Here is a 12,487-nt window from a genome sequence, read left to right as displayed (position 1 = left end):
GTGAATTATGGCGATTCTTCCGGGCCGGGAAAATACGCACGGATGATCACCCGCCGATGCCGGTCGGCGCCCCGCACGGGGGTCACGCGACGGCGGCCGGAAGGCCCGCGCACCGGCGGGCGCGGCGGCGGGCCGCCCTCCCCTCGCCTTGACGGTCGCGGGTCAAGCGTTCTGCCGCGAATGCCGGGCGCCGTTCGCCGTCACACCCGCACATACCCGCACGGATCGGTGGCGATTCCCCCGCCGCGCGGCCCGATGCGGCCGGACCCGTCCCCGGCCCGGGGCGGCGGCCCGTCCGCGCGGTTTAGCCTCAAGGCCATGCCGGACCTCGCCTACTACGCCTCGCTGCCGCGCACCCGCGGCGCCGCCGCCGCCCTGCTGCTGGACGACCTCGGCCGCGTGCTGCTGGTCAAACCGACCTACAAGGAGGGCTGGTTCCTGCCCGGCGGCGTCATCGAGGCGGGCGAGTCGCCGCGCACCGCGTGCCTGCGCGAGTGCGAGGAGGAACTGGGCCTCGTCCCGGCCGTCGGCGGCCTGGTCTGCGTCGACTGGGCGCCGCCGCGCGAGGGCGTGGACGCCGCCAACGTCTTCGTGTTCGGCGGCACCGTCACCGCCGACGAGACCGCCCGGCTCACACTGCCGCCCGACGAGCTGTCCGACCACGCCCTGGTCCGGCCGGAGAAGATCGACGAGTTCGCGCCGCCGCACATCGCCCGCCGGATGGGCCCGGCCCTGCGGGCCCTGGCCGGGGGACGCACCGTCTACCTGGAGGACGGCCGCGAGCCCTGACCCGGCCCGCCGGGTCAGGACGGCGAGTCAGACCGAGACGTGGTCGCGGGCCTCCGCGCCGCGCTCGGGATCGGCGACGCGGGCGCAGTGCGCCGAGCAGTACCAGTGCCGGTCGACGTCGATTCCGTGCCCGATGACGCGGCAGCCGCAGTTCTCGCAGACCGGCGCCAGGCGGGTGATCGCGCACTCGAACGAGTCGAATGTGTGAACTCCCCCCTGCGCGTGGACTTCGAAGGACAGCGCGTAGTCGTTTCCGCAGACCTCACAGGTCGCCATGGTGGTCCCTTCCCCCGTGTCACCACTGCTGACCGCCCTACCCCGCCCGGTCCGCCGCGACGCATGGAAAGGTCCCGGAAGGCGGGTCGTCCGCCGTCCGGGACCTTTCGTCTCGGGGGTGCCTAGCCGAGGCCGCCGCGCAGGGCGCCGATCAGCTCACCGTTGCCGGTGTCGCCGCTCAGCTCCCAGAAGAACGCGCCGCCGAGGCCCTGCTGCTTGGCGTACGTGGTCTTCCCGCCGAGGGTGGCCGGGGTGTCGTAGCTCCACCACTGGTCACCGCACTTGGCGTAGGCGGTGCCGGCGACGGTGCCGGTGGCCGGGCACCGTTGCTTGAGGACCTTGTAGTCCTCGATGCCCGCCTCGTAGGTGCCGGGCGCCGCGCCGCCCGCCGAACCGCCGGGGGCCGCCTGCGTGACGCCCTTCCAGCCGCGTCCGTAGAACCCGACGCCGAGCAGTAGCTTGCTCGCCGGGACGCCCTTGGCCTTGAGCTTGGTGATCGCCGCGTCGGAGTTGAACCCCTGCTGCGGGATGCCGGGATACGACGTCAGCGGCGAGTGCGGTGCGGTCGGGCCGTTGGCGGCCCAGGCGCCGAAGAAGTCGTACGTCATCGGCAGGTACCAGTCGACGTACTGGGCGGCGCCGCCGTAGTCGGCCGCGTCGATCTTCCCGCCCGCGCTGGCGTCGGCGGTGATCGCCGCCGTGACGAGCTTGCTCGACCCGAACTTGGCGCGCAGCGCCGCCATCAGGTTCCGGAAGGACGCCGACCCGCTGGTGTCGCAGGTGAGCCCGCAGGCGTTCGGGTACTCCCAGTCGATGTCGATGCCGTCGAAGACGCCCGCCCAGCGCGGGTCGTTGACGAGCTGGTGGCACGACTCGGCGAACGCCGCCGGGTTGGCCGCGGCCTGGCCGAAGCCGCCCGACCACGTCCAGCCGCCGAACGACCACAGCACCTTCAGGTGCGGGTACTTCTTCTTGAGCTTGCGGAGCTGGTTGAAGCTGCCGCGCAGCGCGCCGGTGTCCCAGGTGTCGCCCACGCCGTCGACGCTCTCGGCCGCGCTGTAGGCGCGGTCGTAGTCGGCGTAGCTGTCGCCGATGGTGCAGCGGCCGTTCTGCACGTTGCCGAACGCGTAGTTGATGTGGGTGAGCTTGGCGGCCGAGCCGCTCGTGTCGATGTTCTTGACGTGGTAGTTGCGCCCGTAGACGCCCCACTGCGCGAAGTAGCCGACGATCTTCGCGCCCGCCGGGCCGGGCGGCGGCTCCTCCGGATCGGGGTCCGGGTCCGGGTCGGGATCGGGGTTGCCCGAGCCGTCGCAGGCCGCGCCGTTGACGGTGCAGGCGGTGGCCCAGCCGGGTCCGGACCCGTTGAAGCCGAAGCTCGCCTTGGCCCCGGGAGCGAGGGAGCCGTTCCAGGCGAGGTTGGTGAAGGTGTGGCGGTTCCCGGCGGCGGTCCGCGTGGCATCCCACACGGACGTGATCGTCGTCCCGGCCGGGAGGTCGAGGACGAGCGTCCAGCCGTTGACGGTGGCGGTCGTCCCGTTGGTGATCGTGCAGTTCCCGCCGAAGCCGGAACCCCAGTCGGTGCTCTTGGCGCACACGGCGGTGACTGTCGCGGCGGACGCTGCCGGTGCGACCGCGACGGCGGCGCCGGCGGTCAACGCCAGCGCTCCCGCCACGGCGACCCAGCGCCGCACACCCTTGTCGGACATCGTTCTCCTGTCAGCTCGGCCCCCGAACCCACAGACTCCGTCCACTGTTAGGAAAGTTTCCTAACAATTAGCGCGATGCTAACCGGGCGGATTGCCCACGGGCAAGAGCCATGCCGGAACACGCGTGGGCGCCCCGGTTCACCACCGGGGCGCCCACGTTCAGTGCCTGAAGGAGCCGATTCCGTCGTTCAGCGGGCCGTCACACTCCGGCCGACGCGAGACTGCGTTCCGCGTCCGCCTTCCCGCGCGGACGCCGCAGGTAGCAGGCCCAGGTCAGCAGCACGCAGACACCGTAGAACCCCGCCAGCGTGAGCAGCGCCGGGGCGATCCCGCCGGTCTGCTCGATCGACACGCGGAACGTCTGCTGGATGAGGACGCCGCCCGCGGCGCCGACCGCCGAGATGAGGCCGATCGCGGCGGCGGCCTCGCGCCGGGACGCCGCCACCGCCTGCTCGACCGCGCCCGCCTTGGTCGCGTCCGCCGCGGCCACCGCGCGGCTGCGGAAGATCGCCGGGATCATCTTGTACGTCGAGCCGTTCCCCAGTCCGGTGGCCACGAAGACCAGCAGGAACGCCGCCAGGAACCACGGCCAGCTCCCGGCACCGACCGCCGCCGCGACCGCCGCGATCCCGGCGCCCATCACCAGGAACGTCACCAGCGTGACGCGGGCGCCGCCGAGCCGGTCGGCGAGCCAGCCGCCGAACGGCCGGGCCACCGAGCCCGCGAAGGCGCCGAGCCAGATGAAGTGCGACCCCGTCACGTCCGGGAACTGCGTCTTGATCAGCACGCCGAAGCTGAACGAGTAGCCGATGAACGACCCGAACGTCCCCACGTACAGGACGGACATGACGACGGTCTGCCGGTCCCGGGCGCTCGCGCCCATCTCCCGCAGCGTGTACGACGACGCGGCGCTCGTCAGGTTGTTCATGAACAGGTAGGCCAGCACCGCCGCCAGCAGGATGAACGGCATCCACACCCAGCCGACCGCCACCAGCCCGAACGCCACGATCAGCGGCGGCATCGCGAGCTGTGTCACGCTCGTGCCGAGGTTGCCGCCCGCCGCGTTCAGCCCCAGCGGCAGGCCCTGCCGCGACGCCGGGTAGAAGTGCGTGATGTTCGCCATCGACGACGCGAAGTTCCCGCCGCCGAGACCGGTCGTCGCCGCGATGAGGAGCAGCACCCAGAACGGGATCGACGGGTTCTCGATCGCGTAGACGAACAGCCCGCACGGCACGAGCAGCAGCAGCGCGCTGATCACCGTGAAGTTCCGTCCGCCGAACAGCGCCGGGGCGAACGTGTACGGCACCCGCAGCACCGCGCCCACCAGGTTCGGCACCGTCGTCAGCCACAGCGTCTGCCCGACCGACAGCCCGATCCCCACGCTCGGCAGGCTCAGCACCGCGATGCTCCACAGCAGCCACACCGAGAAGCCGAGGTGCTCGGTGAGGATGGAGAACACCAGGTTCCGGTTGGCGATCCGGCGGCCCCTGTCCGCCCAGAACCGCTCGTCGTCGGGCGCCCAGTCGTCGATCCAGGCCCGCCCGCGGCCGGCCGGGGCCACGGTCACGGGTTCATCGGTCAGCGCGGTCATCTCGTCTGCCTCCAGGCTCGTCGGACAGCGCCGAACCTAGAAACCCCGCGTTACACCGAACCATGCCCCACGTGCCCACCCTGCTACATCCTGCGCACACCGAAAACACCCGACTGTGAGACACACCCACCGCCGGGCGATCTCAGACGCCGTGACGAGATGAAAGGTCTCCGTGTCCGGTCGACGCGGCGGCCCCTGGCATCCCGCTACATCCTGCGCGCGGAGGCGCGCGCGGGCGCCGTCCGGTGCGGGCGCGGCGGATGCCAGGACGGGTCGCGGCCGGACGAGCGGAGGACCGCTTCCCAGGGGTCGGTGGTGGCCAGGGGGCGCAGGCGCAGGTGCGGGACGCCCCAGTGCCAGGCGGAGACCAGGAGGGCCGGGTCGGCGGGGCGGTGGTCGGTGCCGAGGGCGCGGGCCATGTCCCAGGCGTGCAGGTGGAACTCGACGCAGGCGGCGCCGGTGTGGTCGCCGACCGAGTACTTGGTGCCCCGGTAGATCAGGTGGGTGCGGTCCCACTGGTCGGGGACGAGATCGGCGTAGGCGCCCGCCGACACGGTGAACGCCGTGACGCGGTCGGGGCCCGGCTCGGCCGGCAGCACCGCCAGCTCGGCGGCGTTCTGCCGGGCCTGCTGACGGATCAGCACGGCCGCCACCGCGTCCCGCGCGAACAGTTTGGCCAGCCGGCTGTCGGGCGCGTCCTGAAGGTACTCCAGGTAGTTCTCCGCGACGCACCGCAGATGCCCCGCCAGGTCGATCAGCAGCCAGTCGCCGCACGGAGTCGGCGTCTCCCAGTCGCCGGCCCGTCCCGCCAGGGCGCGGATCGCCCGCACCCCGTCCGTGTAGGACGCCAGGACGCGTGACCGGTCCGGAGGCGTGCGCTCCACGATGTGTCTCAACCCCCCGTGCTCGCGCGCGGCCGGAACCCCCTCCGGACCGCTGCGGCCTGCCCTTCCGGCCGCGCCCCCGCGCGGCCCCGCCCCGGTGCGCCGGGACGTTCCCCGGTGGGCAGGCTCTCAGAGATCGGTGGCCGGTGCCACCGTGTGACCTGGTGCCGGACGTAGCGCGCGCCGCGCCCGGCCGCGCGTCAGACGGCGATCGTCGGGACGGTGCGGAACCCGAGCCGGTGCGCCTCGCGGGCGGTGCGCAGCCGGTCGACCTCGGCCGTCCACGGCTTGACGGCGGGCTTGGCCTTGCCCCGGCGGCGGGCGATCTCGGCGGCGCGGCGCGTCTTGGCGTCCTGCTCGGGGAGCGCGTAGCCGCGCGGGCCGATCGCCTCGCGCTCGGCGGCCTCGGCCCCGGCCAGCGCGGCGGTGAGGGCGCGGTCGAAGGCGAGCGTCAGTTCGCGCAGCTCGGGCTCGGCCGCGTCGCGCGCCTCGGCGTCGCGCAGGGCGCGCTCGGCCGCGCCGGCCTCGGCGAGGCGGGTGCGGTACTCCCCGGCCAGGCGCCGGTCGGCCTCGTACGGCCCGGCGACGTCCTTGCTGACCCGGCGGCCCAGCGGCATGACGGTGCTCCTTCGATCTGCGATCACACGTTCCGATCGAGGCCAGCGTACGCGGGTGACCCGCCGAGTGTGAGCCGGGACACCGAGAATCGGCTCTTTACGCAGTAAGGTGACGTCCGTCCGCGCAGACTCCAGGCAGGGAGACGTCCCGATGGTCCGGCAGCCCAGCATCAACGCCCAGAACCGCCCGCCCCTGTCGATCGACCGCATCACCGACGCGGCCCTGTCGATCGTGGACGGCCAGGGCCTCGGCCGGCTGACGATGCGCCGCCTCGGCGACGCGCTGGAGGTCGAGGCGATGGCGATCTACCACCACCTCCCGCGCGGCAAGGAGCAGCTGCTCGACCACCTCGTCGCGCACGTCGCGGTGCTGCCCGCGAGCGAGGGCGACGCGACCGGCTGGCGGGACGCGCTGCACCGCTGGGCCGTCGCCTACCGGGCCCGGCTGCTCACCCACCAGGGCGTGCTGCCGCTGCTCGTCACCCGCCGCAACCCGGCCGCGCTCACCACGACGACGGCGTCGCTGCTGGAGCTGATGCGCGGCGGCGGCGTCCCGGAGGACACCGCGCGCGTCGCCGCCCACGTGCTGCTCGGCTTCGTCCTCGGCCACGCGGCCCTGGAGGTGCGCGGCACGCCCGCGTTCCCGGGCGACTCGGTCGGCACGCCCGGCGAGGCCCCGATCGACTGGGACGCGCGCTTCGCGGCGGGGCTCGACCAGGCCCTCGCGGGCGTCAATCCCGGCTAGGGCGTGGCCGCTCCAGGACGCCGTGCGTGACGGTGACCGCACCCTCCGGAACGTTTGGGCGGCGTCCGGCGTGTCGCACCCGTCCGTTCACGCGCACCGGGCACGCTGTGCCCAGCGCCTCGGCGTGACACGGCTCACAGCACGACGCCACGGCGGGCTCCCCTCATAATCGCCCGTTCGGACTATGGCGAGCGGACGGCGAACCGTTCCACACTGAGACGCGTCCCACATTTCGACAGCGATCACCGCACGGAACCGGAGGCACGCCGATGTGCCCGCACCAGCCGCCCTGTCCCATCGCCAGCGCGTCCGACCGCGACGCCGCGCGCACCGTCGCCCACCACCCCGAACAGGGGTGGAGCCTGCTGTGCAACGGCGTGGTCACCTTCGAGGACACCGGTGAGCTGCTGCCCGACGGGGGAATCATCGCACCGCACCGGCCGACCGACCTCGGGGTCGTGTCCGCCGCCTGACGTCCGCGCGGACTAGGGGGACTAGTCCGGACGGGTGATCTTCCTCGGGGGGCCGCCGCCCACCGCACGACCAGCAGAGACCGTCGCCGACCGGTCCGCCCCCGGCGGGCCGGTCTTCCCATGCGCTCAGCCCGCGCCGAGCCCGCCCCAGCGCCGCAGCCACGGCTCCACCGCCGCGCCGACCGCGTCCGGTGCCCGGTTCAGGTCGTGCCGCTCCCCCGGCAGCACGACGACGGCCGCCGCGTCCGCCGCGTCGGGGACGCCGAACGGGTCGCGGTCGCCGTTGACCACCAGCACCTCCGTGCCCGCGCCGCGCAGCTCGTCGACCCGGGTCTTCTCCGGGCGGCCCGGCGGGTGCAGCGGGAACGCCAGCGCGAGCACGCCCGTGGCGCCCGCCTCGGCGGCCGTCCGGCAGGCGACGCGCGCGCCGTTGGACCGGCCGCCCTGGACGAGCGGCACCGCGTCGCCGTACCGGCCCCGGACCCGCTTGAGGATCTCCAGCCAGGCGGCGTCCTGCGCGGCGGCCGGTCCGGGCGCCCGCCGCCCCGCCTTCCGGAACGGCTGGAGCACGCGGGCGACCGCGCCGCCGAGCCCGAGCGCGGTGTCGCGGACGGCGAGCAGGTCGGGCGCGTCCACGCCGCCGTTCGAGCCGTGCGTGAGGACGAGCAGGAACGCCGGACCGGCGACGTCGTCGAACGTGACCTCGGCCGGGCCCGCCCCGGTGGCGATCTCCATGGCGCCCAACCTAACGCGCCGCCCCGACCCGCTCACGCACCGGGATGATCACGTGCGGCAGACTGAGCGCATGGAGCACATGACCGAGAGTGAATGGCGCGCGTTCGTCTCCCACGGCACCCGCACCGCGAAGGTCGCGGTCGTCCGCGAGGACGGCTCGCCGCACGTGACGCCGGTGTGGTTCGTCCTGGACGGCGACGACCTGGTCTTCAACACCGGCGCCAGCACCGTCAAGGGCAGGGCGCTGCGCCGCGACCCGCGCCTCGCGCTCTGCGTCGAGGACGACGAGCCCCCGTTCTCCTTCGTCACGATCCTCGGTGCGGTCGAACTCACCGACGACGTCGAGGCGATGCTGCCCGTCGCCACCGCGATCGGCGCCCGCTACATGGGCGCCGAGCGCGGCGAGGAGTTCGGCCGCCGCAACGCCGTCCCGGGCGAGATCCTCGTCCGCGTCAAGATCGGCAAGGTGATCGCGGAACGCGACCTGGCGGACTAACCGGCGTCGCCGAGGGCGAGGCGGAGGCGTTCGGCGAAGCTCTCCTCCAGCAGCGGCCCCCAGGGGTAGGCGGCCGGGACGCGGACGGCCTCGGTGAGGGCCGCGTGCGCGGCGGCGGGCGTCTCGCCGGAGGGGTCCTCGGCGTGCCGGACGGCCAGCAGCGCGTACATGTGGTCCAGGGCGCCGAACGCCTCACCGGTGAGGACGGGCAGCGCGCCGTCGGCGGCGGCGCGTTCCACGACCGGTTCCCACCACAGGTCGGCCGGGTCGTCGGTGTCGGCGTCGTCGGCGAAGTCGCGGCGGAGCCGGGCGCGGACCTGCCCGGCGACGCCCGGGTCGGCCAGGCCGCGGCGCCAGGCGTCGCGGGCCTCCTCGTCGCGGCCGCGCAGCGGCAGCGTGCGGGCGAGCAGTTCGGTGGCCAGCGGGCCGACCTCGGGGTCGGCGGGTCCGTCGCCGAGGGCGGCGCCGAACGCGCCGATGGCCTGGTCCAGGCAGGCGATGCCGAGCGCGACGGCCAGCCGCGCGTACGCGTAGGGGGCGGCGTCGCGGTCGATGAGCTTGAGCCCGGCGGTCAGGACGCGCTGCGCGCGGGCCGCTTCGCCGCGTTCCAGCAGCCGCTGGGCGAGGTCGTGCGCGGCGAGCGTGCCGTACTCGGCGTCGCCGGTGCCGATCGCCTCCTCCCAGTGCTCCCGGGCGGCGTCGAAGTCGCCGCGGTCGTCCGCGAGCCGGGCCAGCGCCAGGTGCGCGGGCGGCAGGTACTCGGGGGTGCCGAACTCCAGGACGGTCCGCCACACGGGCGCGGCCTCGTCGCGTTCCCCGGCGCGCTCGTGCCCGAGCGCGAGGTGGTAGGCGGCGCGGGCGCCGTACTCGGGGTCGCCGGTGGCGATGGCGGTGCGGCCCGCCGCGCGGGCCCCGGCGACGTCGCCGGCGTCGTCCAGGACGACGGCGAGCCCGAGCGCGGCACGCGCCCGGTACGGGCCGTCACCGAGCCCGAGGACGCGCGCGAACAGCTCGGCCGCGCGGTCGGGCTCACCGTCCTCGGCCAGCCGCCGGGCCCGCTCGCACCACTCCGCCGCATCGGGCGTCTCCGTCATCGCTCTGCTGCCCTCGGGGGTCGGTCGGCCTCGGATCTCGGGGCCCGCGTCACAGGGGCGGCGGCCCGCAGACTCCCGGCCCGCGTCCGCCGCCCGGAGACGGCGGACGCGGGCCGGGAATTCGTCGACACAGCCTAGCGATCCGGGCGCCCGGCGTCGCGCCCCGACACCCGGAGGGCCGGTGGCGGTCAGTCCTCGAACGCCTCCGGCGGGGGGCAGGAGCAGACGAGGTTGCGGTCGCCGTACGCCTGGTCGATCCGGCGGACGGGCGGCCAGTACTTGTCCTCGCGCAGGGAGGGCAGCGGGTAGGCGGCCTCCTCGCGGGTGTAGGCGTGCTTCCACTCGTCGGCCAGCAGGGCGGCGGCGGTGTGCGGGGCGTTCTTCAGCGGGTTGTCGGCGGCGTCCCACTCCCCCGCGGCGACGCGCTCGATCTCGCGCCGGATCTCCACCATGGCGGCGACGAACCGGTCGAGTTCGGCCAGGTCCTCGCTCTCGGTCGGCTCGATCATGAGCGTCCCGGCGACGGGGAACGACAGGGTCGGCGCGTGGAAGCCGTAGTCGATGAGGCGCTTGGCGACGTCCTCGGCGGTGATCCCCGTCTCCTTGGTGATCTTGCGCAGGTCGGCGATGCACTCGTGCGCGACCAGGCCGTCCCGGCCGGTGAACAGGATCGGGTAGTGCGGGGCGAGCTTGGCCGCCAGGTAGTTCGCGGAGATCACCGCGCCCTCGGTGGCGGCGCGCAGGCCGTCCGGGCCCATCATGGCGATGTAGGCCCAGGAGATCGGCAGGATGCCCGCCGACCCCCACGGCGCCGCCGAGATCGGCCCGACGCCCGTGGCCGCGTCGCCCACCTCGGGACGCAGCGGGTGCGTCGGCAGGAACGGCACCAGGTGCTCGCGGACGCCGACCGGCCCGACGCCGGGGCCACCGCCGCCGTGCGGGATGCAGAACGTCTTGTGCAGGTTCAGGTGGGAGACGTCGGAGCCGAACTCGCCCGGCCGGGCCAGCCCGACGAGGGCGTTGAGGTTGGCGCCGTCGACGTAGACCTGGCCCCCGGCGGCGTGCACGAGGTCGCACACCTCGGTGATCGACTCCTCGAACACGCCGTGCGTGGACGGGTACGTCACCATGATCGCCGCCAGCTCGGCGCCGTGCTTGTCGATCTTGGCGCGGAGGTCGTCGAGATCGACGTTCCCGCCGTCGTCGCACGTCACGACGACGACCCGCATCCCGGCCATGACGGCGCTCGCGGCGTTGGTGCCGTGCGCCGACGACGGGATGAGGCACACGGTGCGGTGCCCGTCGCCGCGCGAGGCGTGGTAGCCCCGGATGGCCAGCAGCCCGGCCAGCTCGCCCTGCGACCCGGCGTTGGGCTGCACCGACACCTTGGCGTAGCCGGTGATCTCGGCGAGCCGGTCCTCCAGCTCGGAGATCAGTTCGACGTACCCGGCGGCCTGGTCCAGCGGCGCGAACGGGTGGATCTGCGCGAACTGCGGCCAGGTGACCGGTTCCATCTCGGTCGTCGCGTTCAGCTTCATCGTGCAGGAGCCGAGCGGGATCATCGACCGGTCCAGCGCGATGTCCTTGTCCTGGAGGCGGCGCAGGTAGCGCAGCATCGCCGTCTCGGACCGGTACCGGTGGAACACGGGGTGGCTGAGGTAGGGGCTCTCGCGGCGCAGCTCCGCCGGGAACGCCTCGGTGGCGGGACGCACCTCGGCGGGCGCGCCGAACGCCTCCAGGACGGCGGCGACGTGCTGCTCGGTGGTGGTCTCGTCGCAGGCGACGGCGAGGTGGTCGGCGTCGACCGGGCGCAGGTTGACGTTCCGCTCGCGCGCGGCGGCCAGCACCTGCGCGGCCCGGCCCGGCACGCGGGCCAGGACGGTGTCGAAGAACGCCCCGTGCACGACCTCGACGCCCGCGTCCCGCAGCCCCTCGGCCAGCGACGCGGCGCGCTCGTGGGCGCGGCGCGCGATGGCGGCCAGCCCCTCGGGGCCGTGGTAGACGGCGTACATGCTCGCCATGACGGCCAGCAGCACCTGCGCGGTGCAGATGTTGCTGGTGGCCTTCTCGCGGCGGATGTGCTGCTCGCGGGTCTGGAGCGCGAGCCGGTAGGCGGGCGCGCCGTCGGCGTCCACCGAGACGCCCACCAGACGGCCGGGGAGCTGCCGCTGCAACCCCTCGCGGACGGCCAGGAACCCGGCGTGCGGGCCGCCGAACCCGTACGGGACGCCGAACCGCTGCGCGGAGCCGACGACGATGTCCGCGCCGGACTCCCCCGGCGGGCGCAGCAGCGTCAGCGCCAGCAGGTCGGCGGCGACGACGGCCTGCGCGCCGCGCCCGTGCGCCGCCTCGATCACCGGGGCGAGGTCGCGGACGACGCCGGACGCGCCCGGGTACTGGAGCAGGACGCCGAAGACGTCGCCGTCGGGCAGCCCGCCGGACAGGTCCGCGACGGCGATCTCGACGCCGAGCGGTTCGGCGCGGGTCCGGATGACCTCGATCGTCTGCGGGAGCACGTCGGCGTCCACCAGGAACGTTCCCGGCTCCCTGCGCCGTCCGGCGCGGTGCGCCAGCGTCATCGCCTCGGCGGCGGCGGTGCCCTCGTCCAGCATCGACGCGCCCGACACCGGCAGGCCGGTCAGGTCGGACACGACGGTCTGGAAGTTCAGCAGCGCCTCCAGCCGGCCCTGCGAGATCTCCGGCTGGTAGGGCGTGTAGGCGGTGTACCAGCCGGGGTTCTCCAGCACGTTGCGCAGGATGACGCCGGGCGTGGTGGTGCCGTGGTAGCCGAGGCCGATCATCGAGGTCAGCACCGTGTTGCGGGCGGCGATCTCGGCCAGCCGCTCCAGCGCGGCGGGCTCGCTCAGCGCGGGCGGCAGGTCCAGCGGGCGGCCGGTGCGGATCGCGGCGGGGACGGCCGCGTCCAGCAGGGCCTCGGCGCCGGAGTAGCCGATGGCGGCGAGCATCCGGTGCAGGTCGCCGGCGGCGGGCCCGATGTGGCGGTCGGCGAACGCCGCGCGGGGCTGCTGCGGCGACGCCACCGGGGCGAAGTACTGGGCCGTCATGTGAGAGAAGCCTCCT

At 74.2% G+C, this 12,487-nt stretch carries 12 protein-coding genes; 4 read left to right on the top strand and 8 right to left on the bottom strand.

What is annotated here, in order from left to right; translation table 11 throughout:
• Positions 1 to 318 precede the first annotated feature (318 nt).
• Positions 319 to 789 (top strand): NUDIX domain-containing protein, encoded by a 471-nt coding sequence (locus tag C229_RS0116745; RefSeq protein ID WP_026313866.1) that lies wholly within the window; start codon positions 319 to 321, stop codon positions 787 to 789.
• 27 nt (positions 790 to 816) lie between these two features.
• Here C229_RS0116745 and C229_RS0116740 read toward each other — a convergent pair whose 3' ends face one another.
• The 5 genes from C229_RS0116740 to C229_RS0116720 form a co-directional block, all read right to left on the bottom strand.
• Entirely contained in the window at positions 817 to 1,065 is a 249-nt protein-coding gene (locus C229_RS0116740; protein WP_018656237.1) for a hypothetical protein, read from the bottom strand.
• 122 nt (positions 1,066 to 1,187) lie between these two features.
• A complete protein-coding gene (locus C229_RS0116735) occupies positions 1,188 to 2,771 on the bottom strand; it encodes a glycosyl hydrolase family 18 protein (protein ID WP_018656236.1) in 1,584 nt (527 codons plus the stop codon).
• Positions 2,772 to 2,970: 199 nt separating this feature from the next.
• Positions 2,971 to 4,362 (bottom strand): MFS transporter, encoded by a 1,392-nt coding sequence (locus tag C229_RS0116730; RefSeq protein WP_018656235.1) that lies wholly within the window; start codon positions 4,360 to 4,362, stop codon positions 2,971 to 2,973.
• Between the two features lie 206 nt (positions 4,363 to 4,568).
• Positions 4,569 to 5,246: a maleylpyruvate isomerase N-terminal domain-containing protein gene (locus tag C229_RS0116725; protein WP_018656234.1), complete on the bottom strand. Its 678-nt coding sequence runs from the start codon at positions 5,244 to 5,246 to the stop codon at positions 4,569 to 4,571.
• 200 nt (positions 5,247 to 5,446) lie between these two features.
• Positions 5,447 to 5,863, bottom strand: coding sequence for a hypothetical protein (locus C229_RS0116720; protein ID WP_018656233.1), 417 nt, complete (start codon positions 5,861 to 5,863; stop codon positions 5,447 to 5,449).
• 151 nt (positions 5,864 to 6,014) lie between these two features.
• On the opposite strand from C229_RS0116720, the gene C229_RS0116715 reads away from it, so the two are divergent.
• Together C229_RS0116715 and C229_RS0116710 are read left to right on the top strand one after the other, a co-directional pair.
• Positions 6,015 to 6,608: a TetR/AcrR family transcriptional regulator gene (locus C229_RS0116715; RefSeq protein ID WP_018656232.1), complete on the top strand. Its 594-nt coding sequence runs from the start codon at positions 6,015 to 6,017 to the stop codon at positions 6,606 to 6,608.
• Between the two features lie 269 nt (positions 6,609 to 6,877).
• Positions 6,878 to 7,081, top strand: a complete 204-nt coding sequence (locus C229_RS0116710) for a DUF5999 family protein (protein ID WP_018656231.1) — start codon at positions 6,878 to 6,880, stop codon at positions 7,079 to 7,081.
• A gap of 126 nt (positions 7,082 to 7,207) precedes the next feature.
• Here the strand turns inward: C229_RS0116710 and C229_RS0116705 are convergent, their stop codons facing one another.
• A complete protein-coding gene (locus C229_RS0116705; RefSeq protein ID WP_018656230.1) occupies positions 7,208 to 7,816 on the bottom strand; it encodes an alpha/beta hydrolase family protein in 609 nt (202 codons plus the stop codon).
• 70 nt (positions 7,817 to 7,886) lie between these two features.
• Here C229_RS0116705 and C229_RS0116700 point away from each other — a divergent pair, with 70 nt between their 5' ends.
• Positions 7,887 to 8,312 (top strand): PPOX class F420-dependent oxidoreductase, encoded by a 426-nt coding sequence (locus tag C229_RS0116700; RefSeq protein ID WP_018656229.1) that lies wholly within the window; start codon positions 7,887 to 7,889, stop codon positions 8,310 to 8,312.
• Here the strand turns inward: C229_RS0116700 and C229_RS0116695 are convergent.
• Together C229_RS0116695 and gcvP are read right to left on the bottom strand one after the other, a co-directional pair.
• Entirely contained in the window at positions 8,309 to 9,406 is a 1,098-nt protein-coding gene (locus C229_RS0116695; RefSeq protein ID WP_018656228.1) for a tetratricopeptide repeat protein, read from the bottom strand. The two genes, C229_RS0116700 and C229_RS0116695, sit on opposite strands and share 4 nt — an antisense overlap.
• A 188-nt stretch (positions 9,407 to 9,594) precedes the next feature.
• A complete protein-coding gene (gcvP, locus tag C229_RS0116690) occupies positions 9,595 to 12,471 on the bottom strand; it encodes an aminomethyl-transferring glycine dehydrogenase (RefSeq protein ID WP_018656227.1) in 2,877 nt (958 codons plus the stop codon).
• Positions 12,472 to 12,487 lie beyond the last annotated feature (16 nt).

The organism is Actinomadura flavalba DSM 45200 (assembly GCF_000374305.1).
Lineage (GTDB): Bacteria > Actinomycetota > Actinomycetes > Streptosporangiales > Streptosporangiaceae > Spirillospora > Spirillospora flavalba.
The sequence above is the reverse complement of the archived record's forward strand: the minus strand, read 5'-3'. Positions and strand labels throughout refer to the sequence as shown.

What these genes read in the sequence shown, in the direction of transcription:
- C229_RS0116745 (WP_026313866.1), top strand. Translation starts at nt 319, where the DNA reads ATGCCGGACCTCGCCTACTACGCCTCGCTGCCGCGCACCCGCGGCGCC.
- C229_RS0116740 (WP_018656237.1), bottom strand. Translation starts at nt 1,065, where the DNA reads ATGGCGACCTGTGAGGTCTGCGGAAACGACTACGCGCTGTCCTTCGAA.
- C229_RS0116735 (WP_018656236.1), bottom strand. Translation starts at nt 2,771, where the DNA reads ATGTCCGACAAGGGTGTGCGGCGCTGGGTCGCCGTGGCGGGAGCGCTG.
- C229_RS0116730 (WP_018656235.1), bottom strand. Translation starts at nt 4,362, where the DNA reads ATGACCGCGCTGACCGATGAACCCGTGACCGTGGCCCCGGCCGGCCGC.
- C229_RS0116720 (WP_018656233.1), bottom strand. Translation starts at nt 5,863, where the DNA reads ATGCCGCTGGGCCGCCGGGTCAGCAAGGACGTCGCCGGGCCGTACGAG.
- C229_RS0116715 (WP_018656232.1), top strand. Translation starts at nt 6,015, where the DNA reads ATGGTCCGGCAGCCCAGCATCAACGCCCAGAACCGCCCGCCCCTGTCG.
- C229_RS0116710 (WP_018656231.1), top strand. Translation starts at nt 6,878, where the DNA reads ATGTGCCCGCACCAGCCGCCCTGTCCCATCGCCAGCGCGTCCGACCGC.
- C229_RS0116705 (WP_018656230.1), bottom strand. Translation starts at nt 7,816, where the DNA reads ATGGAGATCGCCACCGGGGCGGGCCCGGCCGAGGTCACGTTCGACGAC.
- C229_RS0116700 (WP_018656229.1), top strand. Translation starts at nt 7,887, where the DNA reads ATGGAGCACATGACCGAGAGTGAATGGCGCGCGTTCGTCTCCCACGGC.
- C229_RS0116695 (WP_018656228.1), bottom strand. Translation starts at nt 9,406, where the DNA reads ATGACGGAGACGCCCGATGCGGCGGAGTGGTGCGAGCGGGCCCGGCGG.
- gcvP (WP_018656227.1), bottom strand. Translation starts at nt 12,471, where the DNA reads ATGACGGCCCAGTACTTCGCCCCGGTGGCGTCGCCGCAGCAGCCCCGC.